We start from the raw sequence: 23,049 nt of genomic DNA on the forward strand, positions 1-23,049 counted from the left end.
GCCGATGCGCTGGCCGAGCGTCTATATCTGGGGCTGGGTCATGGGGTTGCCCGGCCTGGTGCTGTGTTTTTTCGGGTCCCTCGCGCTGGCCTTCGCGGCAGAGGGATTGATGGAGCGCTTTTATCTCTCGATCGACGTGTCGTTCCTGCTGATTTTCGCGCCTCTTCTCATCACGGTCACCTTCACCGCGATGAAGGTGGTGGATTGCCCACGTTGTGGCGTCAGTGCGTATTGGCACTCAGCCCACAGGTGGGGCAACGCTTGGCCAGCCAGACGCTGCTCCAAGTGCGACCTCGACCTTCGCAAATATCACCCGTTCGATTCCCGAGCCAAGCGAGACCCCAATGTTTGATCTGACCGGCAAGACCGCCCTCGTCACCGGCGCCACGGGCGGCATCGGCGGCGCCGTCGCCCGCGCCCTGCACGCCCAGGGCGCGACCGTCGTCCTGTCCGGCACCCGCGAGGCGGTGCTGCAGGATCTGGCCCAGGAGCTGGGCGAGCGCGCCTTCGCCGCCGCCGCCAACCTGTCCGACGCGGAGTCCGTCGACGGCCTGATCGGCCGCGCCGAGGAAGCCGCCGGCGCCCCGCTGGACATCCTCGTCGCCAACGCCGGCATCACCAAGGACGGCCTGCTGATGCGGATGAAGGACGAGGATTTCTCGGACGTCATCAAGATCAATCTGGAATCCTATTTCCGCCTGTCGCGCGCCGCCATGAAGGGGATGATGAAGCGCCGCTCGGGCCGCATCATCGGCGTCACCTCGGTGGTCGGCGTCACCGGCAATCCGGGCCAGACCAACTACGCCGCCTCCAAGGCCGGCATGATCGGATTCTCCAAGTCGTTGGCCCAGGAAGTCGGATCGCGCGGCATCACGGTGAACTGCATCGCCCCGGGCTTCATCGCCTCGCCGATGACCGATGTGCTCAACGACCAGCAGCGCGAGACCATCCTCAAGAACATCCCCGCCGGCCGGCTCGGCACCGGCGACGAGATCGCCGCCGCCGCCGTCTACCTGTCCTCGGACGAAGCCGCCTATGTCACGGGCCAGACGCTGCACGTGAACGGCGGCATGGCGATGATCTGACGGCGTCACGTAGCGTAACGGGCTATTTGCAGCCCTCACGGCTGTGCTAAAGCCCACGCAACCGGTTGGCTTGAGTCTTCGTTGAAGACTTGCGCCGCCGTCGCCGTCGTCATACGGCAGAGACTGAGACAACAGCCGCTCCGGCGGCCCAACGAGCAGAGACAAACATGTCCGACACCCTGGAACGCGTCCGCAAGATCGTCATCGACCACCTGGACGCCGATCCGGAAAAGGTCGTTGAAAAGGCCAGCTTCATCGACGATCTGGGCGCTGACTCGCTCGACAACGTCGAACTGGTCATGGCCTTCGAGGAAGAATTCGACATCGAGATTCCGGACGACGCCGCCGAACACATCCAGACGGTCGGCGACGCCGTGAAATTCATCGACGAGAAACTGGCCGGCTGATCGCCGCCAGTCCGATACGGCTTTGATGGCCGCCGTGGCGTTCCCCTAGCGGGACCGCCCGGCGGCCATTACTGTTTGTGGTCAAGATTCTGAGTGAAGGAGCGCGCATGCGCCGCGTCGTCGTCACGGGCCTCGGCCTTCTCACCCCCCTCGGCTGGGGCGTCGAACACAACTGGAAGGGCATCGTCGAGGGCCGTTCCGGCATCGGCCCGATCACCAGCTTCGACACCGAGGGCTACGCCTGCACCATCGCCGGCGAGATTCCGTCGGTGGACGGCCGCGGCGGCGGCGCGCCCGGCCAGCCCGGCGTGTTCGACCATGAGAAGGTCATGTCGCCCAAGGACCGCAAGCGGGTCGACGACTTCATCGTCTACGCCATCGCCGCCGCCGACGAGGCGCTGGCCGACGCCGGCTGGAAGCCGGAAACCGAGGAGCAGCGCCAGCGCACCGGCGTGATGGTCGGATCGGGCATCGGCGGCCTCGGCCCCATCGCCGACACGGCCATCATCCTCAAGGAGCAGGGTCCGCGCCGGGTCAGCCCCTTCTTCATCCCCTCGGCCCTGATCAACCTGACCTCGGGCCAGATCTCGATCCGCCACGGCCTCAAGGGCCCGAACCATTCCGTCGTCACCGCCTGCGCCACCGGGGCCCACGCCATCGGCGACGCCGCCCGGATGATCATGCTCGACGACGCCGACGTCATGGTCGCCGGCGGGGCCGAGAGCTCCATCGTGCCCATCGGCATCGCTGGCTTCCTCGCCTGCAAGGCGCTGTGCACCGCCTACAACGATCAGCCCGAAAAGGCCTCGCGGCCGTGGGACAAGGACCACTCCGGCTTCATCATGGGCGAGGGCGCCGGCATCGTGGTGCTGGAGGAATACGAGCACGCCAGGGCGCGCGGCGCGACCATCTACGCCGAGGTCGTCGGCTATGGCCTCAGCGGCGACGCCTACCACATCACCGCCCCGGCCGAGGACGGCGAGGGCGGCTACCGGGCCATGCAGATGGCGGTCAAGCGGGCCGGCATCGACGTCTCGGACATCGACTACGTCAACGCCCACGGCACCTCGACCATGGCCGACTGGATCGAGGCCGGGGCCATCGAACGGCTGATGGGCGACCACGCCCCGAACGTCGCCCTGTCCTCGACCAAGTCGATGACCGGCCACCTGCTGGGGGCCGCGGGGGCCATCGAGGCCATCTTCTGCATCCTCGCCATCCGCGACCAGATCGCCCCACCGACCATCAACCTCGACAATCCCGAGCGTGAGACGCCGTTGAAGATGGTCCGGAACAAGGGCGAGCCGATGAAGATCGACGTCGCCATGTCCAACAGCTTCGGCTTCGGCGGCACCAACGCCAGCGTCATCTTCAAGAAGGTCGCTTGATGTTCGGCCGCTTTCGGGGAGCGGGGGCTCCGAAATCCGGGCGGGCCACGGCCCTGCTGGCCGCCTCGGCCACCTTCAGCCTGTTCCTGATCGTCGCCATCATCGCCGGCTGGAGCGTCTTCTACGCCCCCGGGCCGGCCGCGCGCGAAGGCGACACGACCATCGTCACCCTGCCCAGCGGGGCCGGGGTCAACGCCATCGCCGCCAATCTGAAAGCGGCCGGCGTGATCCGCTCGACCGACATGTTCAAGGCCGCCGCCACCCTGACCGGCGCCGATCGCAAACTGCGCGCCGGGGAATACGAGGTGCCCGACCGCGCCTCCCTGCGCGCCGTCCTGGTGCTGTTGGTCGAGGGCAAGGTGGTCCGCCACTACGTCACCCTGCCCGAGGGGTGGTCCTCGGCCCAGGCGGTCGACATCCTGATGCGCCAGCCCCTCCTGACGGGCGAGATCGTCACCACGCCGGAGGAAGGCTCCCTGTGGCCCGACACCTACGAGATCAGCCGGGGCGAGACCCGCGCCTCGGTCATCGCCCGCATGACCACGGCCCAGGCCGACAACCTCGCCCGCCTCTGGGCGGCCCGCTCGCCGCGCACCGTGGTCAAGTCGCCCGAGGAAGCGGTCATCCTCGCCTCCATCGTCGAAAAGGAGACCGGCGTCGCGTCCGAGCGGCCGCGGGTAGCCGCCGTCTTCTCCAACCGGCTGCGCATCGGCATGCGTCTGGAGAGCGATCCGACCATCGTCTACGGCCTGACCCAGGGCCGCCCGCTCGGCCGGGGCATCCGCCGCTCGGAATTGGAGCGCCAGACGGCCTGGAACACCTACCAGATCGACGGCCTGCCTCCGACGCCGATCGCCAACCCGGGCCGCGAGGCCATCGCCGCGGTGCTGAACCCGCCGCCGTCGAACGAGCTGTATTTCGTCGCCGACGGCTCCGGCGGCCACGCCTTCGCCCGCACCTATGAGGAGCACCTCGCCAACGTGGCCCGTTGGCGCGAGGTCGAGCGGCGCAAGGCGGGCCTGCCCCCCGGCAGTCCGCCGCCGCCGGTCCCCGGCACGGTCCCCACCGTGCCCAACGCCCATCCCGACCCGGCCGCCCTTCCGCCCGGCGTCGTCGTGCCGCCCGGCGCCCAGGTCATCCGCGTTCCGCAGGCGGCGTCGGCCCCGGCGGCTCCGGCGCGATGAGCCAGATCTCCGGCCAAATCTCCGGCCAAATCTCCGGCATGACCGGCTTCGGCCGGGCCGAAGGCGCGGACGGCGGCTGGACCTGGTCGGTCGAGGCCCGCTCGGTCAACGGCCGCAATCTGGAAGTCCGTTTCCGCGGACCTTCGGGCTTCGACAGCCTTGAGCGCGCCGCCAAGGCCTCGGCCCAGAAGCATTTCTCGCGCGGCCAGGTCACGCTCGGCGTTCAGGGCAAACGCGCCGATCCGGGCGCCGCCGCGCTCAAGGTCAATGACGACATCCTCGCCCGCTATCTGACGCTCGCCAATCGGCTGGCGGAGGAGGGGGCTGCCCCGCCCTCGGCCGACGGCCTGCTGGCCCTGCGCGGCGTTCTGGAAGCCCCGGAGGAAGAGGAAGACGCCGAGGCCCGGGCCGCCGTCGAGGCCGCCATGGCCGCCTCCATCGAGGCCGCCTTCGAGGCGCTGAAGGTCTCGCGCGACCGCGAGGGCTCTCAGCTCCTTCCGGTGATCACCGACTTCATCGGCCGCATCGAAGCCCTCGTGGCCGCCGCCGAAGACGAAGCGGCCGCCCAGGTCGAGGCGATCCGCGAGCGCTTCACCCGTCGCATGAGCGAACTGGCCCCGGACGCCCCCGGTCTTGAGGACCGCATCTTCCTCGAGGCCGCCGCACTCGCGACCAAGGCCGACGTCCGCGAGGAGCTCGACCGCCTCACCGCCCACGTCGCCTCGGCCCGCACGCTGTTGCAGCAACCCCCCGCCGGGCGAAAACTCGACTTCCTGATGCAGGAATTCATGAGGGAGGCGAACACCCTCTGCTCGAAATCGGCTACCACGGCGCTCACCGGAATCGGCCTCGAACTGAAGGCCGTCATCGAGCAGCTGCGGGAACAGGTCCAGAATGTCGAATGAACGCACGCCCCGCCGCGGCGTCCTCCTGATCGTCGCCAGCCCGTCCGGCGCGGGCAAGACCAGCCTGTGCCGCCGCCTGATGGCCGACCACGGGGGCCTCGAACTGTCCGTCTCCATGACCACCCGCGGCATCCGCCCGGGCGAGGTCGCCGACCGCGACTACCATTTCGTGGACGACGCCGAGTTCCAGCGCCTGATCGACGAGGACGCCTTCCTCGAATGGGCCGACGTCCATGGCAGCCGCTACGGCAGCCCCCGCGCTCCGATCGACCGCGCCCTCGCCGAGGGCCGTGACGTCCTCTTCGACATCGATTGGCAGGGCGCGCGCGACATCGCCCGCAAATGCCCTGAGGACGCCGTCCGCGTCTTCATCCTGCCGCCCAGCCTCGAAGAGCTGCGCCGCCGCCTCGTCACCCGCTCGCAGGACGCCGAAGAGGTCATCGATCGCCGCATCGCGAACGCCAAGGGCGAGATCGAGCACTGCGGCGAGTTCGACTACGTCTTCGTCAACGACGACTTCGACCGCTCCTACGCCGAGCTGGCCCACATCTATCACGCCGAACGCTCCAAGCGTTTCCGCAACACCTGGGTCGACGCCTACAAGTCGGCGCTGTTGAACGAGGTGGTCTGAACGCGTCGGACGGGCAAGGTCTTGAACTTCCTGCCGGCGGTCCTATCTCCAACGCACTGTTTCAACAACGAAAGGAGGTGGTCGAATGTCTCATTGTCTCACGCCGCGCGCGGCCCGGTCCATGAACGCGACCTCCCCTCTGGCGGGGGTTCGCGCCTAAGCCGAAGCCGTCACAGGCTGAACAATGCGGGGCCGCTTCCGAAAGGGGGCGGCCCTTTTTGCTGGGCCGCACGCGTTCGTCAGCTTTCGTCTGCTTTGCAAGCTTGACGGCCCTGCGCCTGTACTCGCACGCTGGTTCGCCCTGTGAATCGGAGGACGGCATGTCGATCAGTGGGATTGTGGCGTTGGTTCTGGCGACCCAGCCCGTGCAGGCGCCGACCGCGTCCGGGTGGCCGGGCGAGTTCCCACTCCACTGCACGTATGAACAAGGGGTCGAGACCCGCTATGCGGCAGGTTGGCAGGAACCCTGGGCCGTTCAACCCGGGCAGCTGGGACCATCGTCCTTCCGCATGGGCATACGCGTGGGGCAGGGCTTCGATTGGACCCGGGGGGGCGACCGCGGCGCCCAGACGGTCGAGGGACACCCGGACCATATCTTCATCTCGATGCGCGACGGCGCGCCGGTCCTCCAGGACGACCCGACCTCGAACTTCGTCTACCGTGCCGGCCCCCGGGATGACGGGGGCCGTTCCAGATGATGTGGAACGAGTCCGGCCACGTCACCGTCCTGTTTGGTCGCTGCGTCCGCCCGGATCTTCGGCCGACCGAAGACTGAAGGACAGTTTGTTGGGCTTGGCCCGGTAAGGGTGCGTCCTCAGGGCTCCAACGCCGCCGCCAGCCGCAGGAAGCCCGCCAGGTCCACCGTTTCGGCCCGCGCCTCCGGGTCAATCCCGGCCGCTTCGCACAGCGTCGCCCCGCCCAGCGGCTTGAGGCTTGAACGCAGCATCTTGCGGCGCTGGCCGAAGGCCGCCGCGGTGACCCGCTCCAGTCGCTTCAGCGTTTCCCGGTTGGGCCGGTCCGGCTTCGGGACGAGGTGGACCACCGCGCTCGCCACCTTGGGCGGTGGAGTGAAGGCGGCGGCGGGGAGGTGGAGCACGATGCGGGCGTCGACGACCGCCTGGCTGATCACCGCCAGTCGGCCGTAGGCGTCCTCCCCGGGGGCGGCCACCACGCGCTCGGCTACTTCCTTCTGGAACATCAGGGTCAGGGCGTGCGGCAGCCACGGCCCCGTCAGCCATTTGATCAGCAGGGCCGTGCCGACGTTGTAGGGCAGGTTGGAGACGATGTGCGCCGGCCCCTCGACCAGGTCCGCCTCGCTCACCTTCAGCGCGTCGCCCTCGACGATGACCACTCGCCCGGAGCCGTCGTCGAGTTCCGCCAGCAACGGGAGGAAGCGCGGGTCCTTCTCGACGAGCACGACCTTGCCGGCGTCGCTCTCGAGCAGCGCTCGCGTCAGCCCGCCGGGGCCCGGGCCCACTTCGATGACGCTGCGCCCCTCGAACGGCCCGGCCAGCCGCGCGATCTTGCGGGTCACATTCAGGTCGAGCAGGAAATGCTGCCCGAAACTCTTCTTCGCCGAGAGGCCGTGGGCGTCGAGGCTTTCGCGAAGGGTCGGGAGGTCGGTCACGGAGTGAGAGAGCCAGTGCTGGTAGGTCGTGAGTCGTGGGCGGGGCGACGCCCGATCAGGATGCCGTCCAGATGCGTCAACTTCTCACGACCCACTAGCCCTTTTCACCCTCTTCGCCGCCATTTCCCCCGCCAGGCGCAGGGCCGCGATCAGGCTGTCGGCCCGGGCCACGCCCTTGCCGGCGATGTCGAAGCCGGTGCCGTGATCGGGCGAGGTGCGCACCACCGGCAGGCCCAGGGTGGCGTTGACGCCGCCCCAGAAGTCCAGCGTCTTGACCGGGATCAGGGCCTGGTCGTGATACAGGCACAGCACGGCGTCGTAGCCGGCGCGGGCCTCGTCATGGAACAGGGTGTCAGCCGGCTGGGGATCGGTGATCGCCAGCCCCTCGCCGCGCAGCGCCGCCGCTGCCGGCATCAGCACCTCGATCTCCTCCAGGCCGAGGGCGCCGCTCTCGCCGGCGTGGGGATTCAGCGCCGCCAGCGCCAGCCGCGGACGGGCGATGCCGAAGTCGCGCTGCATCGCCTCGTGAACCACCCGGGCGGTGCGGGCGACCCGCTCGGCGGTGACCAGCTCCGGAACATCGGCCAGCGGCGAATGGATGGTGACCAGGCAGGCGCGCAGGTCCTTCGCGGTGAGCATCATCACCGGTCCGCGCACACCGCTGAACGGCGCGTCGGCGGTGAGCTCCGCGATGAACTCCGTGTGTCCCGGGAAGCGGAAGCCGGCCGCGTACAGCGGGGCCTTGGCGATCGGTGCGGTGACGACGCCGCCGGCCTCTCCGGCCATGGCCAGGTTGACGGCCTGCTCGATCCAGTCGGCGACGGTTCCCGCATTGGCGGCGTCAGGACGTCCGGGCTCGACCCGCGCGGGCAGGGGGGTGTCGAGCACGGGCAGGGCGAGCCCGAACGTCGCGGGCGCGTCGGACGGAGCCGTGACGGTCTGCACCGGGACGCCCTGGGCGCGCATCAGGGCCGCGTCGCCGACGACGACGAAGGCCGGCCCGTCGCCGCCCTTCAGCGCGGCCCAGGCGCGGGCGATGATTTCGGGTCCCACGCCCGCCGGCTCGCCCATGGTCAGGGCCAGCGGCGGGCCGGCTGTCACTGCCGATACTCAATCAGGGCGTCGGCCCGCAGGTCGCGCATGTAGCGTCGGGCCAGGTTGGCCAGATTCTGGCGGAACAGCTGGTTCTCGACCGCCCGGGGATCCGGAGCCTCGACCCCGCCGGCGCGGCGCCCGCAAACGGCCACCAAGTGAAGGCCCAGCGGGGTGCGGACGGGGGTGCTGATCGTCCCGACCGCGGCGGAGCGCGCCACCTGCTGGAACTGCGGAGTCAGATTCTGGACATCGGCCTCGCCGAGGTCGGCGCCCAGCAGGCCCTGCTCCGACGTCGCGCGCTGCAGCATGGTATCGCAGGTCAGCTGCGGCCTCAGGGCCTCAAGACGCTGCGCCGCGGCGGCGACTTCCGCCTCCGTCGCGGTCTCCGGCATCTCGATCATGACCTGCTTCAGTTGGACCAGGCTCGCCGCGGCCCCGTCGCGCTTGTCGCGCATGTAGATGATGTAGACGCCGCCCTCGACCGCGATCGGGCGGGAAAGCTGGCCGACCTCGAGTTGATCCATGGCGGCCTGCAGGATCGGGTTGACCGTGCCGGCGACCACCCAGCCGGCGTCACCGCCGCGCGAGGCCGACGGCGCGGCCGAAAACTGTTGGGCCACCGCCTGGAACGGCGCGCCCTGGACCATCTGCTGGACCAGCTGGGCCGCCCCGTTCATGGCCGCCTGCTGACCTCCTACGCGGGACGCCTCGATGTAGACTTCGCCGATCAGGTACTGCTTCTTGGTCGCGGCCTCGGACAGCTGGCGCAGGGCGGCGTCGACCGCGCCCTTGCTGACCCGGGCGCGGCCCTGGAACCGGCCGCCGACCAGTTGCTGCCAGCCGATCTGGGTCCGGACCTGCTCGCGCAGAGTCTGCGGGCGGATGCCGCCCGCCTCGAGGTACGACAGATAGGCTTCGGGGGTCGCGCCGACCTCCTGGGCCATCGCGGCGATCTCCTGGTTGACCTCCTCGTCCGTGACCTTGAGATCCTCGTAGTTCGCCAGTTCCTGCAGCTGCAGCCGCTCGTCGATCAGGGCGTTGAGCGCTTCCTGCTGGATGGCGGGGATGTTTTCCGGCGTCGGCTGCACCTGGGTCATCGCGATCAGCAGCAGCATGCGCTGGCTCAGGTCGAAACCGGTGATGACGCTGTCGTTGACGGTCGCCAGAACGCCGTCGGCCATCTGGAACTGGGGAGCCGGGGCCGGCGCGGCGGGGGGCGCCTGCTCGGCCGCAGGGTTCAGCGTACCCGCGGCCGCCGGCTGCTGTGGCGCGGTCTGGGCCACGGCCGATCCGGCCAGGAGGGCGGCGATCGCCACGCCCGTCAAATAACGCTGAAAACGCATGTCAGTCCTGGTTCCTCAAGCGGCGCCGTCGGTTCGAGCCCGGTTCTGGCGACCTGCGCGCAACCGAAATCGCACGCCGGCCGGCGCCCGTCGCCCCGTCAATATCCTGTACCGCCGAAAGTGGCGAGGGTTAGGCGCACATAAGGGCCTTCGGACGGGCCGGACGGCCTCACGCTCGTATTGTCCCGTCGCCATCCGAGCTCGAACCGGAAGCAATCGTCGTCGAACAGCAGGCCGATTTCCGACTGGACCAGATAACCGGGGTCGGGCTGTCCGGGCCGTGGCGTGCGTTCCAGGTCGGCGATGCCGGAGAAGGCCACGCCCCAATTTCCGTATACGAACTGCTGCCCCGCCAACTGCAGGAATTCGTAGTTGCGGTTGTTCGGCCCCGCCAGCGGATTGGAGCGATCCATAATGTAGCTGACCGTGGCCAGGTTGCGCCGGCCCCAGCGGCCGTCGACGGCGATCTCGGCGCGCCTGACGTTGCCGCTGGAATCGATCGTGGCGTGTCCCCAGCCGCGGATGCGATCCGACGGCGAGAAATCCCCCTGGACCACCCAGTCCGAGGTGTCGGACGCCAGTCCCGACGGATCATAGAGCTGGCCTGGCGCGTCCGGCACGGGAACGAGGAAGGCGGGCTCCTCGTCGGCGCGCAGGCTGCGGCCGATGAACAGGCTGGCCTGGCGTCCCTCGTCCCAGCGCAGGGTGGTCCGCAGCCCCGTGGTCAGGCGCAGGCCGCCTTCGTAGAGGTCGTAACCGGGGAAGCGGTCGACACGGAACAGCGAACTCTCGTCCAGTTCGACGGTCTGGCTGTCCTCGATCGGTATGCGCGGGTCCAGGTCCGGATCGGTCGAGATCGACAGCTGCGCCATCGGCTCCAGGATCATGTCGGCCGTCCCGAAGCGCCGGATCAGCGGATAGCTCACGTCGACGCCGGCGGTGGCCCGCCCGCGCGTGATCGCCTCTTCCTCCAGGCCCATGGGCGGCGGCAGGTCGCCGACCGAATACAGGTCGGTGCGCAGGTCGACGAACGGCTCCCAGCGCACGCCGATGGGCGAGATCATCGTCCGGCGCCAGTCGACCTGGGCCGAGACGCGGCGGCTGTCCACGCCCCGCAGCCCGGTCGTCGGCCCCGCCGGCGTGATTTCCGGCCTCAGCACGGGACTGCCGACATAGGCGTCGCGATACAGCGACACCGCCGATCCGCGCAGGCGGAGCCGCCCGCCAAGAACCGGGCCGTCGGGCTCCCACCGCGCCTCGATCAGCGGCGCAACGATGGGCAGGGCCCCGTCGTCCTCGAACTCGTTGAGGGCCGGGGTCACCGGGTCGAAGCGGGCCACCCGCAGGCTCTGCAAGGTGAAGGCGGCCACCGAGACATAGGACCGGTCGGTCTGGTGCTCGGCGTAGATCTGGCTGATCAGCCGGCGCTGGTCGCCGTAGTAGAGGCCGTTGTCCTGATAGGGGTCGCGCACGTCGTAGCGGTCGAACAGCGTCTTGTCCGAGGTCCGTTCCGCCGTGAAGCCCCAGCGCCACGGCCCTTGGGGATCGAACCGGCCATGCCCGAGGAAGTAGCTTCGGCTGGTCCGGTCGCCGAATTTGACGTTGCTCTCGGCGTCGCCGTCGCCGTCGAGGTCGAAGTCGCCGAAATTGCGCTCATAGGTGTAGCCGCCGCGCAGGACGACCGCGCCGTCGGCGAACCGGCGGCGCCACTGCAGGTTCAGCAGGGGCGCGACCCGGCTGTTGATCTGCGGGCTGATCAGCCAGTCCTCGGACGGCGAGACGACCTGCAGATAGGGAACCTCGAGGCTGAATCCGCGCCCTTCGTCATAGCTTGGGATAGGCACCAGGAAGCCCGACGCGCGCTCCACGGTGGGATCCGGGTGGGCGAACCAGGGCAGGTAGAAGACCGGAACCCCGCCGACCTTGAACACCGCATTGCGGTAGAGCACCGCCCGCAGGTCTTCGTCCTGGACCACCTTCTCCGCCTGGATGGCGATGCTGGGCTCCTTGGGGTTCCCCTCGGCGTCGCAGATCGGGCAGGGGGTGAACAGGGCGTAGTTCAGCTCGTTGACATTCTCGCTGCGCCGCACCGCTGTCGCCGCCATCAGGCTAGCCCCGTTGCGGAAGCGGGTGGCGAAGTCGACGGCCACGCCGGCCTTCAGATCGGAGTCCAGTTCCAGGTGGCTGGCGAAGACCACATTGCCGTCGGGGTCGACGAATTCGACGCGATCGTCGGCTGTGGCCACGCCGGCGTTCAGATCATAGGTCAGCCGGCCGGCGCGCAGGCTGGTGTTGCGGAACCGCGCCAGGACCCGGTCGGTCCCGCCGGCGGCGGAGATCACGTCGCCGTCGCGGGAGACCGTGGCGGCGTCCACATAGACGGCCTCGGGCGTCAGCCCGTCGGGGCCGGTCTGCGGCCCCGATACGGGCGCGGCTGGGGCTTGCTGGGCCTGGGCGGCGCCGCTCCACGACGCCAGGGCCACGGCGGCCGCGCCGGCGAGAAGCCGGAGGCGCAGGGCTCCTGTTTCGGCGCGACGGTCACGCGGCATTCAGGCTCACTCGATGGACGGCGGGACGACGGGCGGGGCTTCGCTTAGCCGTCTTCGGTATAGAACAGCAAGGTGAAGGCGGCGAGCGCCGTCAGCAAGGGCGGCAGCCAGGCGGCCAGCCAGGGCGGGATGACCTCGGCCGAGCCGAAGGCCGACGCCGCCTGGTTGACGAAGAAGAAGCCGAAGCCCAGCACCACCGCCGCCAGACTCATGCGGGCCAGGTCGCCCAGCCGCATCAGGCGCAGGGAGAAGGCGGCCGCCAGGATCGACATCGCCGCGAACATCAGCGGCGTGGCCAGGAGCTGCTGCAGCCTCAGGCGATAGGCGGTGCTCGAGAAACCGGCCGCCTCGACGCGGGCGATCTGGCCCGGCAGCGACCAGAAGGGCGTCGACTGGGGCCGGGCGAAACGCTCGAACGCCTCGTCGTCGGCCAGGCTGGAGAGCAGGTCCAGCGTCTCGTACCGCACCGCCCGCTGCCCGATCTGGGCCCCCACCGCGTCGACCAGTCGCCAGCGTCCGGCGCTCAGCGAGGCCGAGGCGGCGTCGATCCGTTCACGGAAGGTGCGGTGACCCCCCCCGTCGTTGGCGTAGATGAAGAAGGTCACGCCCAGCAGGCGAGCGTTGGTCCGGTCCTGCCGCTCGGCCCGGATGACCATCTGGCGGGTGTCGTCGCCCTCGCGAATCCACACGGCCTGGGGCGCTTCGGTCGAGCCCGACAGCCGGGTCCGTTCCCGCTGGAACAGCCCGTCGCCGGAGGCGGCGAGGGGGCCGAGCGCCGTCACCGTGACGATGCCGAACAGGAAGGCTGCGCCGGCCGCCGGCAGCACGAACCGCCACGCCGACAGCCCCGCCGCCCGCATGGCGATCAGCTCGCTGCGCCGGTTCAGGCCGACGAAGGCGGCGAGGGTGCCGAACAGGAAGACGAACGGCAGCAGCTGGATGATCACCTGCGGCGACTTCAGCAGCATCAGGCCGAGGATGCGCACGCCCGACAGGTCGACGTCCGAGCCGACCCCGCGCGAGATCTCGACGAAGTCGATCAGCATGATCAGGGCGGCGATGACGCCCAGGGCGATCGCCAGCGAGCGCGCCTGCTGGACCAGCACATAGCGCTCGATCCGGCCCAGGCGGAGGCGCGAGGGGGGCGTGTCCGCGGCGCTCATGCGAATCTCGCCCTCAGCCGCTCGAACGCTGGCCATGACCGCCGCCGACGGGGTTTCAGGGCCCGGAACAGCAGCCGCAGGGCCACGGCCGTGCCGACGATCGGCAGCAGATACTGGAACACGTTCAGCCAGCCGTTCCACGCGCTGGCGGCGACCACGCCGTAGCCGACGATGCGGATGATCAGGAAGGCGGCCGCGACGCGGGCGATGCGCAGGCTGTAGCCGGTGCGGCTGAATTGTCCGCCGAGGATGGCCGACAACGCCATGGCCATGGCCAGCAGCGCATACAGCGGCGCTGACAGCCGCGAGTGCGCCTCCGCCCTCAGCTCGCCGGCGGACCCGACCCGCTCGAGATCCTGCGGCGACGGATTGAGCAGCTGGGTCAGATAGAGGTCCGATGGCTTGTAGCGGATCGTGTCGGTCACCTCCGAATACTGGCCCAGCGGCACGTCCTGGCGGCCGAACGACAGGTGCTCCAGCACGCCGCGGCTGGAATAGCGCTGCCACGAGCCGTCGATCAGGGTCAGGATCGGCTCGCCGTCAATGCGCGAGAACCGGGCCTCGGCGGCGTCCCAGGTGGTCACCCGGTCGTCCTCAGCCTGGTAGATGAAGATGTTCTTCAGCAGCCCGTTCTGCTCGATCTGCTGCACATAGACGGTCAGGCCTTCCGGCCCCTGAACGAACCGCCCTTCCTCGACCAGCAGGGCGGCCAGGTCGGTGCGCACCGCGAAGGCCTCGGCGCGGGCCTGCCGCTGCGCCCACGGCTGCAGCACGGTGGTCACGATCAGGGTCAGCACCGCGGCTATGGCGGCGATGCGCACGGCGGGCCGAATCGCCGACCAGCGGGTGACGCCCGAGGCGAAGACGGCGGTCAATTCCTGCTCGCGTTGCAGCCGGGTCAGGGCGATCAGGGCGCCGACGAACAGGCCGATCGGAACGATTACCGCCAGAAGTTGAGGAACGGCGAGCAGGGTCAGCTTGACCATGACCCAGACGCTCTGGCCGCGCTCGACGATAACCTCGAGTTGATCGAGGCTCTGGCTCAGGATGCCAATTCCGGCCAGCGCGGCGCACGCTCCGACGACGGGTCGGGCGATCTGGCGGAAAAGATAGCCTTGAATCAGCGTCATAAACGGAGGAAATCGCCCGTTGCAGGCGGCGGCGGGAACGCCTCTAATACACATCCCCGCGCATCGGCGACAGGCGCCGCGCGCGACCCTTGTAAGCACGACCGGGACGCCTAATCCCGGCTGGAGTAGCCCATGAAGATCGAGTTCGTTGCGTCCGCCGGCGGAGCCGAAGCGCTGGCCGTCCTGGTTCACGAGGGTCGGGTCCTGCATGGCACGGGCGGACAGCTCGATGCGGCCGCCTCGGGCGCCCTGACCCGGGCGATGAACGCTAGCCGTTTCACAGGCGGCTCGAACAGCACCCTGCTCGTCGCCGCGCCCGCCGGCGTGGACGCCGCGACGGTGGTCCTGACCGGAGCCGGCGACCCCGCCAAATTCGACGATCTGGCGCTGGAGGCCGCCGCCGGCGCCGCCTACCACGCCGTCAAGCTGTCGGGCGCGACGTCGCTGACCATCGACGCCCACGCCCTGAGCGCCGACCAGGCCGCGCGCGCCGCCTTTGCGGCCCGTCTGGCCAGCTACCGCTTCCTCAAATACCGCACCACGCTGAAGCCCGAGAAGACGCCGTCGATCGAGACCATCAAGGTCGTCGCCGCCGACGTGAGGGCCGCCCAGGCCGCCTATGACCGGCTGGCGCCGGTCGCCGAAGCGGTCGAGTTCGCGCGTGATCTGGTCAGCGAGCCGGCCAACGTCCTCTACCCGGAAGAGTACGCCCGCCGGGTCAAGGCGCTGGAAAAACTCGGCCTCGAGGTCGAGATCCTCGGGGAGAAGGAGCTCGAGAAGCTCGGCTTCCGCACCCTGCTGGCCGTCGGCCAGGGCAGCGTGCGCGACAGCCAGGTCGCCATCATGAAATGGAACGGCGGCAAGAAGGGCGACCAGCCCATCGCCTTCGTCGGCAAGGGCGTCTGCTTCGACACCGGCGGCATCTCCATCAAGCCGGCGGACGGCATGGAGGACATGAAGTGGGACATGGGCGGCTCGGCCGCCGTGACCGGCCTGATGCACGCCCTGGCGGGCCGCAAGGCCAGGGTCAACGCCGTCGGAGTCATCGGGCTCGTCGAGAACATGCCTGACGGCGCCGCCCAGCGGCCCGGAGACGTGGTCATGTCCCTGTCCGGCCAGTCGGTCGAGGTGCTGAACACCGACGCCGAGGGCCGCCTCGTGCTGGCCGACTGCCTCTGGTACACCCAGGAGCGGTTCAAGCCGAAATTCATGCTCGACCTGGCCACCCTGACGGGCGCCATGATCGTCGCCCTCGGCCTCGAATACGCCGGCGTCTTCTCCAACTCGGACGAACTGGCCAACAACTTCCTCGCCGCCGCCCCCAAGGTCGGCGAGAACGCCTGGCGGATGCCGATCCCCGCCGCCTACGAGCGACACATCGACAGCCCGATCGCGGATGTGAAGAACACCGGCAATGGCCGCGCCGGCGGCTCGATCACCGCCGCCCTGTTCCTGCAGCGCTTCACCAACGGCGTGCCGTGGGCTCACATCGACATCGCCCCAACGGCCTGGGTCAAGGACAGCAAGTCCCCGACCGTGCCCGACGGCGCCGTCGGCTGGGGCGTCCGAACCCTGGATCGCATGGTGGCGGACAGCTACGAGTCCTGACGGAAGGCGACGCCCGGCGGAACCCGCCGGGCGTTTCCTGGCGCTACTCGCTGGAGACTTCCGAGATGTGCAGCCGGGCTGAATTCGTCCCGGTGCTGCCATAGGTGCCCACCCAGATGTCGTACTGGCCCGAGCCGGGACGGTTGAAGCGCAGGGACGGATTGACCCCGTTCGTCCCGCTGTCGTCGTCGCAGTACCATTGGCCGCCGGGGCCGTTGACCACCAGGGTCGTGTCGACCGATGAGGCGACGGACAGGATCAGCGGAAGGTCTCCCGCCTGGTAATTCAGACGGACGTCGGGGGCGCGAGCCACATAGCCCTCGCACGAAGGCGAGATGTTCGACGCCGGAATCGGGCCGCCCGACTGCAGCGAGACCACCCGCGGGTCCGACGGGAAGCCGGCCGAAAGCGTGACCGTGCCGTAGGTGGGCGAGGCGCTGTAGTCGGGGACATAGCCGGAATTCTCGGAGACCGTCGCGCACGCGGTCAGGGCGAGGGCGAGGGCGGTCACGCCGGTGATGAGTTTGAGACGACGCATGTGGAACCCCTTCTTTGTGATGGAGGGGAGACTGGCATAGGCCTACACGCGGTGCGAGTGTCGATATCTGACGACGGATCGAGGAACCATGCCCGACGAGGGATGCGAAATCTGGTTCTACCACCTCGAGCGCTCGACGCTCGATCAGGTGTTGCCCGGCCTGCTGGAGAAGACGCGCGAGCGGGGCTGGCGGGCGCTTGTCCGCGCCGCGAACGAGCGTTTGCTCGACGACGTCGACGAACGTCTCTGGACGTACCGCGACGACAGCTTCCTCGCCCACGGCCGCGCCTCGGAGCCCGAGGCGGCGCGCCAGCCCATCCTGCTGACCCAGGCCGCGGAGAACCCGAACGGCGCTCAGGCGCTGTTCATCGTGGACGACGCAGAGCTTGGCGATACGAAAGGGTTCGATCGATGCTTCATCATCTTCGACGGCAGGGACGAGACCGCGCTGCAGGCGGCGCGGGTCCGCTGGAAGACGCTGAAGGACGCCGGCGCGAACCTCGCCTACTGGAAGCAGTCGCCCGAGGGGCGCTGGGAAAAGGCGGCCTGATCGCGCTGCTGGCCCTGGCCGGCTGCGAGACGCCGGCCTCCGACGCGCCCGCGCCCCGCGCGATCGAGGAAGCGCAGATGAGCCAGCCGGTGGGCGCGCCGCGGGTCAATCCGACCACCGACCTCTGTCGCGCCGGCGAGATGCAGTGGCTGGTCGGGAAACCGAAGACCGACATCCCCGTTCCGGTCGATGTGGTGAGCCGGCGGGTGACCTGCACCACCTGTCCGGTGACCGAGGACTACTCGCCCCACCGGCTGAACATCTTCTTCAACGAACAGACGGACATCATCGAACAAGTCCGCTGCGGCTGACATCACCCAGGGAGACGCGCCATGAAGATCCAGTTGCTCAGCCTCGCCGCCGCCGGCCTGCTGGCGGCCGCCTGCGCGCCGATGGAGGACGAGGCGGCGCCGACGCCCCCCGAGGACGGTCCGTCCCAATGCAAGGCCGACCAGTACCAGCGCTTCATCGGCCGCAACCGCTCGGAGCTCCCGGCCAAGCCTGCCGGCGAGACCTGGCGCGTGACCTGCACGACCTGCCCGGTGACCATGGATTACAGCCCCAGCCGGCTGAACATCTTCTACGAGCAAGCGACGGGCATCATCCGCGAGGTCAAATGCGGATGAGGCCGCTAATCCTGCTCGCCGGCGCGATCGCGCTGACGTCCTGCGCGCCGGTGGCGGAGACCTCCGTCCAGCCTGGTCCGCAGCGCTGCGACGCCGAGGCCGCGCGGTCGCTGATCGGAACGCATGTCGGCGCGGTCAGCTTCCCGGCGGGGGCCAATGTCCGGGTGGTCTGCACGACCTGCCCCACGACCAAGGACCTGCGGCCTGACCGCCTCAACGTCCGCTTCGACGAGGCGACGGGGATCATCCGCAGCGTCGACTGCGGCTAGGTCCCCACGCCGGGCGACCGGTTCAGGCGACCTCCGCCAGCGCTTCTTCCGCCTGCATCCAGGCGGCCTCGGCCGCTTCCAGGTCCGCCTGCGTCTTCGCCCGCGCCCGCGTCAGCCCTTCCAGCGCCTTGGGATTGCTGATCGCAGCGTTGGCCAGATCATCGTCGATCCGGGCCAGCTCGCCCGTCAGCGCCGCCATCCGCTCCTCCGCCTTCTTCACCGCATGGCGCAGGGTCGAGGGCGAGGGGCCTGATTTTTTTTCGTTCTTCTTCGCCGGCGCCGTGGCGGGGGCGGCCTTCGTCTCCGCCTCGGCCTTGACCTGCGACGGCTTGACCGCGGCTTGCTTGGCCCGGTCCAGGACGAATTTGGCGTAGTCGTCCATGTCGCCGTCGAACGGCTTCACCGTGCCGTCCGCGGCCAGCCACAGCCGGTCGGCGACCAACTCCATCAGCGAGCGGTCGTGGGTGATCAGGATGACCGCGCCGGAGTAGTCGTTCAGCGCGTCGAGCAGCGCCCGGCGGCTGTCGATGTCGAGGTGGTTGGTCGGTTCGTCGAGGATCAGGATGTGCGGCGCGTCCATCGCCACCTGGTTCAGCAGCAGGCGCGCGCGCTCGCCGCCGGACAGGCTGGCCACGGTGGTCTCCTGCTTCTCATAGCCCAGGCCCCACTGCGCCAGTTTCGAGCGCCGGCTGCTCTCCGAGGCGTCCGGCATGGCCCGGCGGATGATCTCCAGCGGGGTGTCGGTCGGGTCCATGGCCTCGATCTGGTGCTGGTGGAACCAGCCCACGCGCATCTTCCGGTCGCGATGCAGTTCGCCGGTTTCGACGTCCAGCGCGCCGGCGATCATCTTGGCGAAGGTCGACTTGCCGGCGCCGTTGACGCCCAGCAGACCGATGCGGTCGTCGAGGTCCATGCGCAGGTTGAGATTGCGCAGGATCGGCTTGCCCGGTTCATAGCCGACATTGGCTCGCTCCAGCCGGATCAGCGGCGGAGCGAGCGGGCGGGGCGGGGAGGGCAGGATGAAGGGGGCGACCCGTTCCTCGATGGTCGTGGCCACCGGCTCCATCTTGGCCAGCCGCTTCATCCGCGACTGGGCCTGTGCGGCCTTTGACGCCTTGGCCTTGAAGCGATCCACGAAGGCCTGCAGGTGGGCGCGCTCGGCGTCCTGCTTGGCCTTGGCCGACAGCTGCAATCGGGCCTTCTCGGCCCGCGCCTTTTCGAACTGGTCGTAGTTGCCCGTGTAGAGCGTCAGCGTCCGGTTCGCGAGGTGCAGGATGTGGGTGCAGACCTCGTTCAGCATCTCGCGGTCGTGCGAGATGATCAGGGCCGTGTGCGGATATTTCTTCAGCCGCGCCTCGAGCCACAGCGCGCCTTCCAGATCGAGGTAGTTGGTCGGTTCGTCGAGCAACAGCATGTCGGGCTCGGCGAACAGGGCCGCCGCCAGCGCCACACGCATCCGCCAGCCGCCCGAGAATTCCGACATCGGCCGCTGCTGGTTCTCCTGGTCGAAGCCCAGGCCGACGAGGATTTCCGCCGCCCGCGCCGGCGCCGCGTCGGCGTCGATCTCGATCAGCCGCGTCCAGATTTCGCCCATCTCCTCAGGCTCGGCGGTCTCCAGCCGGGTCAGCAGGTCGTGGCGTTCCACGTCGGCCTCAAGGATGGTCTCCAGCACGCTGACCGGCGTGGCGGGGTGCTCCTGATCCACCGAAGCGATGCGCGCCGTCTTCGGCAGGCTGATCTCGTCGCCGCCGGCCGCCAGTTCGCCGAGGATCAGCTTGAACAGGGTCGATTTGCCGATGCCGTTGCGCCCGACCAGCCCGACCTTGGAGCCGGGCGGCAGGCTGACGGAGGCGTCCTCGAGGAATTTGCGGCCCCAGGCGCTGAAGGTCAGGTCGGTGATCTGGAGCATGAGGCGGGCGCTAAACTCTGTGCGTCCCTCAAGCAGCGAACGGCCGCGCCGTGAGCGTTAGGGACGCCTTGGAAACAAGGGAGGGCGCGTCTATAAGCCCGCCACCCTCAATCTCCCAACAAGAAGTCACCTCCATGACCGAACGTACGTTCTCGATCATCAAGCCCGACGCCACGCGCCGCAACCTGACCGGCGCCATCAACGCCGTGATCGAGGGCGCCGGCCTGCGCATCGTCGCCCAGCGCCGCGTCAAGCTGACGGAAGCCCAGGCGAAGAAATTCTACGAAGTCCACGCCGAGCGTCCGTTCTACGGCGAGCTGGTCTCGCAAATGACCGCCGAGCCGGTCGTGGTGCAGGTGCTGGAAGGCGCTGACGCCGTGGCGAAGTACCGCGAAGTCATGGGCGCCACCAACCCGAAGGACGCCGCCGACGGCACCATCCGCAAGCAATTCGCCCTCTCGATCGGCGAGAACTCGGTGCACGGCTCGGACAGCCTCGAGAACGCGAAGATCGAGATCGAACAGTTCTTCACGGACGACCAGATCGTCGGCTGATAGCCGCGGGCGACAGCCCTGATCGAACCCACACGGCCGGCTCTCCCAGCGGAGGGCCGGCCGTTTCTTGTTTCAGGCGGCCGTCTGCGCGGCCTCGACCCGCTTCCGGGCGGTTGCGAAGGTCTTGACGAAATGCACACGCTTCAGCCGGTCGCGCGGCGTCGCCTGCATCAGTGACTTCAACACGGCGTGCCCGGCGCCGGAGACGATGACCTCGGCGTCGTCCGCCTGCATGCGTCCGAGCAGGTCGGCGAAGGCCAGCGCGCCGGTCGGGTCGAGCATCGGAACCTCCTCCAGCCGCAGGATGTAGGTCCGCCGGCGCGCGCCGATGCGGTCCATGGCGTCCTTGATCAGGCCGGCGCTGCCGAAGAACAGCGGGCCCCGGAAGGTCAGCACGCCCACGTCGCCCGGCAGGCCTTCATTGGGAGAGTAGCGACCCTCGCCATTGTCGGGCCGGTCTCCGTCAATCAGGGGAGCGCGGCCCTCAAGCGTGGCGAGGTTCGACATCCGGTGCATGAAAATGAAGGTGGCCAGGGCCATGCCGACGCCGATGGCTACGGTCAGGTCAACCAGCACCGTCAGCCCGAAGGTGGCCAGCAGCACGGCCCTGTCGCCGCGCGATGTGCGCAGGATCAGCCGGAACCGGTGGGTCTCGGCCATGTTCATCGCCACCACGACGAGGATCGCCGCCAGCGCCGCCATCGGGATGAATCCCATCACCGGCGCGAGGACCAGCATGAACACCAGCAGGAAGGCGGCGTGCAGCATGCCGGCCACGGGGGTGCGCGCGCCGGAGCGGATGCTGGTGGCCGTCCGCGCGATGGCGCCGGTGGCGGGCAGGCCGCCGACCGCCGCCGAGGCGATATTGGCGACGCCCTGGGCCGTCAGTTCCATGTTCGACCGGTGCCGGCGGCCGGTCATCTGGTCGGCGACCACGGCTGACAGCAGCGACTCCACCCCGGCCAACAGGGCGATGGCGAGGGCGCTGGGCAGGACGTCGGCGGCCTTGCCCCAGGTCCAGAAGGACAGGTCGGGCGCGGGGATGCGGGCGTTCATCTCGCCAAAGCGTGAGCCGATGGTCTCGACTGGCAGGCCGAGCGCCGTGACAGCCACGGCGGCGGCGACGGTGGCGATCAGGAAACCGGGCAGGCGGGGGGCGTAGCGGCGCATCGCGAAGATGGCGGCGACACAGACCGCCGACAGCCCGATCGCCGGGGGCGTCAGCGTGGCGCGAGCGGCCCACAGGGCCTGCATCTTGGGAACGAACTCGGCGGGAATCTCCGCCGCTGTCAGCCCCAGCAGATCCGGAATCTGGCTGGCCAGGATGACCACGGCGATGCCGCTGGTGAAGCCTGTGGTGACCGGGTCCGGGATGTATTTGATCAGGCTTCCGACGCGGGCGAGTCCCGCAACGATGAGAATGGCGCCCGCCATCAGCGTGGCCATCAGCAGACCGTCATAGCCGTGCTTGCTGATGACGCCATAGACGATGACCACGAAGGCTCCGGTCGGGCCGCCGATCTGGAAGCGGCTGCCGCCCAGGGCGGAAATCAGAAATCCCGCCACCACGGCGGTGACCAGACCGGCCTCCGGGGTCGCCCCGGAGGCGATCGCCAACGCCATGGCCAGCGGCAGGGCCACGACCGCGACGGTCAGGCCCGCGATGCCGTCGGCGCGAAAATCGGCGAACCCATAACCCTGCCTCAGCACCGTGAAGGTCTTGGGCAGGAACAGCTTCCAGTCAGAGCCCATCGCGTGCCGTCTTCCTGCCCGCAATCAGCCGGACGCCCCGGCCCGATCCCTGGCTGGGCGCGCCTTCGGCGATCATCTCGACCCCGGCGTCGGCCACAGCCGTCACCACCTTTTCCAAGCTGTCGACGACGGCCCGGACCGAGCCTTCGCACGCTTCCATCCGCTGCACGGTCTGGGGCGACAGGCCGGCGAGGCGGGCCAGCTCCCGCTGGTCGATGCCGAGAAGAGCTCGCGCGGCGCGGAGCTGGGGGCCGGTAATCATGAAATACCTCAGATGATATTTGAAATATCACCATCAGTCGCTCGTATAGCAACCCTGTTCATCTTGCCTCACGCACAAATGAAAACGGCCCCGGCGAAATCCCGCCGGGGCCGTGCTGTCAGTCCGCTCGGCGATTCGCCTACCAGATGCGGGCGCGGGCCTCGGGAGCGAGGTACTGCTCGTCGCCCGGCTGGACGCCGAACGCCTCGTACCAGGCGTCGATGTTCCGCACGGTCGCGCTGGCGCGGTAGGCGCCGGGCGCGTGCGGGTCGACGGTGACCTGCTGGCGCAGCGCCTCGTCGCGGATCTTGGTCCGCCACACCTGCGCCCAGCCGAGGAAGACCCGCTGGTCGCCGGTCAGGCCGTTGATCACCGGGGCCGGCTGGCCGTTGAGCGACATGTGATAGGCGTCGAGCGCCAGCAGCAGACCGCCCAGGTCGGCGATGTTCTCGCCCATGGTCAGGTCGCCGTTGA

General features: G+C 69.1%; 24 protein-coding genes. 13 read left to right on the top strand and 11 right to left on the bottom strand.

Annotated features, from left to right (window positions below; genetic code table 11):
- Positions 1-4: 4 nt before the first annotated feature.
- The 7 genes from VEA98_RS07575 to gmk all read left to right on the top strand — a co-directional run bounded on the left by VEA98_RS07575 (position 5) and on the right by gmk (position 5,600).
- The gene (locus tag VEA98_RS07575; protein WP_324812496.1) at positions 5-352 is read left to right on the top strand and encodes a hypothetical protein; all 348 of its coding nucleotides are present in this window, start codon (positions 5-7) and stop codon (positions 350-352) included.
- Positions 345-1,085 (top strand): 3-oxoacyl-[acyl-carrier-protein] reductase, encoded by a 741-nt coding sequence (fabG, locus tag VEA98_RS07580; RefSeq protein ID WP_324812500.1) that lies wholly within the window; start codon positions 345-347, stop codon positions 1,083-1,085. The genes VEA98_RS07575 and fabG overlap by 8 nt, the downstream gene beginning before the upstream one ends.
- A gap of 167 nt (positions 1,086-1,252) precedes the next feature.
- Positions 1,253-1,492, top strand: a complete 240-nt coding sequence (locus VEA98_RS07585; RefSeq protein WP_055830235.1) for an acyl carrier protein — start codon at positions 1,253-1,255, stop codon at positions 1,490-1,492.
- Positions 1,493-1,599: 107 nt separating this feature from the next.
- Entirely contained in the window at positions 1,600-2,880 is a 1,281-nt protein-coding gene (gene fabF / locus VEA98_RS07590) for a beta-ketoacyl-ACP synthase II (RefSeq protein WP_324812503.1), read from the top strand.
- Positions 2,880-4,064 carry an endolytic transglycosylase MltG gene (mltG, locus tag VEA98_RS07595; RefSeq protein WP_324812505.1) on the top strand — a complete coding sequence of 395 codons (1,185 nt, stop codon included), beginning with the start codon at positions 2,880-2,882 and terminating at the stop codon, positions 4,062-4,064. Before fabF ends, mltG begins: the two co-directional genes overlap by 1 nt.
- Positions 4,061-4,969, top strand: a complete 909-nt coding sequence (locus tag VEA98_RS07600; RefSeq protein WP_324812507.1) for a YicC/YloC family endoribonuclease — start codon at positions 4,061-4,063, stop codon at positions 4,967-4,969. The genes mltG and VEA98_RS07600 overlap by 4 nt, the downstream gene beginning before the upstream one ends.
- Positions 4,959-5,600 carry a guanylate kinase gene (gmk, locus tag VEA98_RS07605; RefSeq protein WP_324812511.1) on the top strand — a complete coding sequence of 214 codons (642 nt, stop codon included), beginning with the start codon at positions 4,959-4,961 and terminating at the stop codon, positions 5,598-5,600. Before VEA98_RS07600 ends, gmk begins: the two co-directional genes overlap by 11 nt.
- Before the next feature lie 814 nt (positions 5,601-6,414).
- On the opposite strand, the gene rsmA is transcribed toward gmk, so the two are convergent.
- The 6 genes from rsmA to VEA98_RS07635 all read right to left on the bottom strand — a co-directional run bounded on the left by rsmA (position 6,415) and on the right by VEA98_RS07635 (position 14,507).
- Complete coding sequence (rsmA, locus tag VEA98_RS07610; protein WP_324812513.1) at positions 6,415-7,227, bottom strand: 16S rRNA (adenine(1518)-N(6)/adenine(1519)-N(6))-dimethyltransferase RsmA; 813 nt, start codon at positions 7,225-7,227, stop codon at positions 6,415-6,417.
- 84 nt (positions 7,228-7,311) lie between these two features.
- A complete protein-coding gene (gene pdxA / locus VEA98_RS07615; protein ID WP_324812516.1) occupies positions 7,312-8,328 on the bottom strand; it encodes a 4-hydroxythreonine-4-phosphate dehydrogenase PdxA in 1,017 nt (338 codons plus the stop codon).
- Positions 8,325-9,665, bottom strand: a complete 1,341-nt coding sequence (locus VEA98_RS07620) for a peptidylprolyl isomerase (protein WP_324812518.1) — start codon at positions 9,663-9,665, stop codon at positions 8,325-8,327. The genes pdxA and VEA98_RS07620 overlap by 4 nt, the downstream gene beginning before the upstream one ends.
- A 98-nt stretch (positions 9,666-9,763) precedes the next feature.
- Positions 9,764-12,214, bottom strand: coding sequence for an LPS-assembly protein LptD (locus VEA98_RS07625; protein WP_324812520.1), 2,451 nt, complete (start codon positions 12,212-12,214; stop codon positions 9,764-9,766).
- 44 nt (positions 12,215-12,258) lie between these two features.
- The gene (locus VEA98_RS07630) at positions 12,259-13,377 is read right to left on the bottom strand and encodes an LptF/LptG family permease (RefSeq protein WP_324812522.1); all 1,119 of its coding nucleotides are present in this window, start codon (positions 13,375-13,377) and stop codon (positions 12,259-12,261) included.
- Complete coding sequence (locus VEA98_RS07635; RefSeq protein ID WP_324812525.1) at positions 13,374-14,507, bottom strand: LptF/LptG family permease; 1,134 nt, start codon at positions 14,505-14,507, stop codon at positions 13,374-13,376. Before VEA98_RS07635 ends, VEA98_RS07630 begins: the two co-directional genes overlap by 4 nt.
- Before the next feature lie 132 nt (positions 14,508-14,639).
- On the opposite strand from VEA98_RS07635, the gene VEA98_RS07640 reads away from it, so the two are divergent.
- Positions 14,640-16,115, top strand: a complete 1,476-nt coding sequence (locus VEA98_RS07640) for a leucyl aminopeptidase (RefSeq protein ID WP_324812528.1) — start codon at positions 14,640-14,642, stop codon at positions 16,113-16,115.
- A gap of 43 nt (positions 16,116-16,158) precedes the next feature.
- On the opposite strand, the gene VEA98_RS07645 is transcribed toward VEA98_RS07640, so the two are convergent.
- The gene (locus VEA98_RS07645) at positions 16,159-16,653 is read right to left on the bottom strand and encodes a peptidase S1 (RefSeq protein WP_324812531.1); all 495 of its coding nucleotides are present in this window, start codon (positions 16,651-16,653) and stop codon (positions 16,159-16,161) included.
- A gap of 88 nt (positions 16,654-16,741) precedes the next feature.
- Here VEA98_RS07645 and VEA98_RS07650 point away from each other — a divergent pair, with 88 nt between their 5' ends.
- The 4 genes from VEA98_RS07650 (at position 16,742) to VEA98_RS07665 (ending at position 18,098) form a co-directional block, all read left to right on the top strand.
- Positions 16,742-17,203 carry a DNA polymerase III subunit chi gene (locus VEA98_RS07650; protein WP_324812534.1) on the top strand — a complete coding sequence of 154 codons (462 nt, stop codon included), beginning with the start codon at positions 16,742-16,744 and terminating at the stop codon, positions 17,201-17,203.
- 77 nt (positions 17,204-17,280) lie between these two features.
- Complete coding sequence (locus VEA98_RS07655; protein WP_324812537.1) at positions 17,281-17,514, top strand: hypothetical protein; 234 nt, start codon at positions 17,281-17,283, stop codon at positions 17,512-17,514.
- Between the two features lie 21 nt (positions 17,515-17,535).
- On the top strand, positions 17,536-17,829 hold the full coding sequence (locus VEA98_RS07660) for an I78 family peptidase inhibitor (RefSeq protein WP_324812540.1): 294 nt from the start codon (positions 17,536-17,538) through the stop codon (positions 17,827-17,829).
- Positions 17,826-18,098 carry a hemolysin gene (locus VEA98_RS07665; RefSeq protein WP_324812543.1) on the top strand — a complete coding sequence of 91 codons (273 nt, stop codon included), beginning with the start codon at positions 17,826-17,828 and terminating at the stop codon, positions 18,096-18,098. Before VEA98_RS07660 ends, VEA98_RS07665 begins: the two co-directional genes overlap by 4 nt.
- Before the next feature lie 22 nt (positions 18,099-18,120).
- On the opposite strand, the gene VEA98_RS07670 is transcribed toward VEA98_RS07665, so the two are convergent.
- Positions 18,121-20,007, bottom strand: coding sequence for an ABC-F family ATP-binding cassette domain-containing protein (locus VEA98_RS07670; protein WP_324812545.1), 1,887 nt, complete (start codon positions 20,005-20,007; stop codon positions 18,121-18,123).
- Positions 20,008-20,141: 134 nt separating this feature from the next.
- Here VEA98_RS07670 and ndk point away from each other — a divergent pair, with 134 nt between their 5' ends.
- Positions 20,142-20,561, top strand: a complete 420-nt coding sequence (gene ndk / locus VEA98_RS07675; RefSeq protein WP_324812547.1) for a nucleoside-diphosphate kinase — start codon at positions 20,142-20,144, stop codon at positions 20,559-20,561.
- 72 nt (positions 20,562-20,633) lie between these two features.
- Here ndk and VEA98_RS07680 read toward each other — a convergent pair whose 3' ends face one another.
- From VEA98_RS07680 to VEA98_RS07690, 3 genes are all read right to left on the bottom strand, one after another.
- Positions 20,634-22,313 (bottom strand): SulP family inorganic anion transporter, encoded by a 1,680-nt coding sequence (locus VEA98_RS07680; protein ID WP_324812549.1) that lies wholly within the window; start codon positions 22,311-22,313, stop codon positions 20,634-20,636.
- Positions 22,303-22,575, bottom strand: coding sequence for a helix-turn-helix transcriptional regulator (locus tag VEA98_RS07685; protein WP_324812551.1), 273 nt, complete (start codon positions 22,573-22,575; stop codon positions 22,303-22,305). The genes VEA98_RS07680 and VEA98_RS07685 overlap by 11 nt, the downstream gene beginning before the upstream one ends.
- A 139-nt stretch (positions 22,576-22,714) precedes the next feature.
- A partial coding sequence (locus VEA98_RS07690) for a M13-type metalloendopeptidase (RefSeq protein ID WP_324812554.1) occupies positions 22,715-23,049 on the bottom strand: 335 nt, incomplete at its 5' end.

Source organism: Brevundimonas sp., assembly GCF_035627055.1.
In the GTDB taxonomy this organism is placed as follows: Bacteria; Pseudomonadota; Alphaproteobacteria; order Caulobacterales; family Caulobacteraceae; genus Brevundimonas.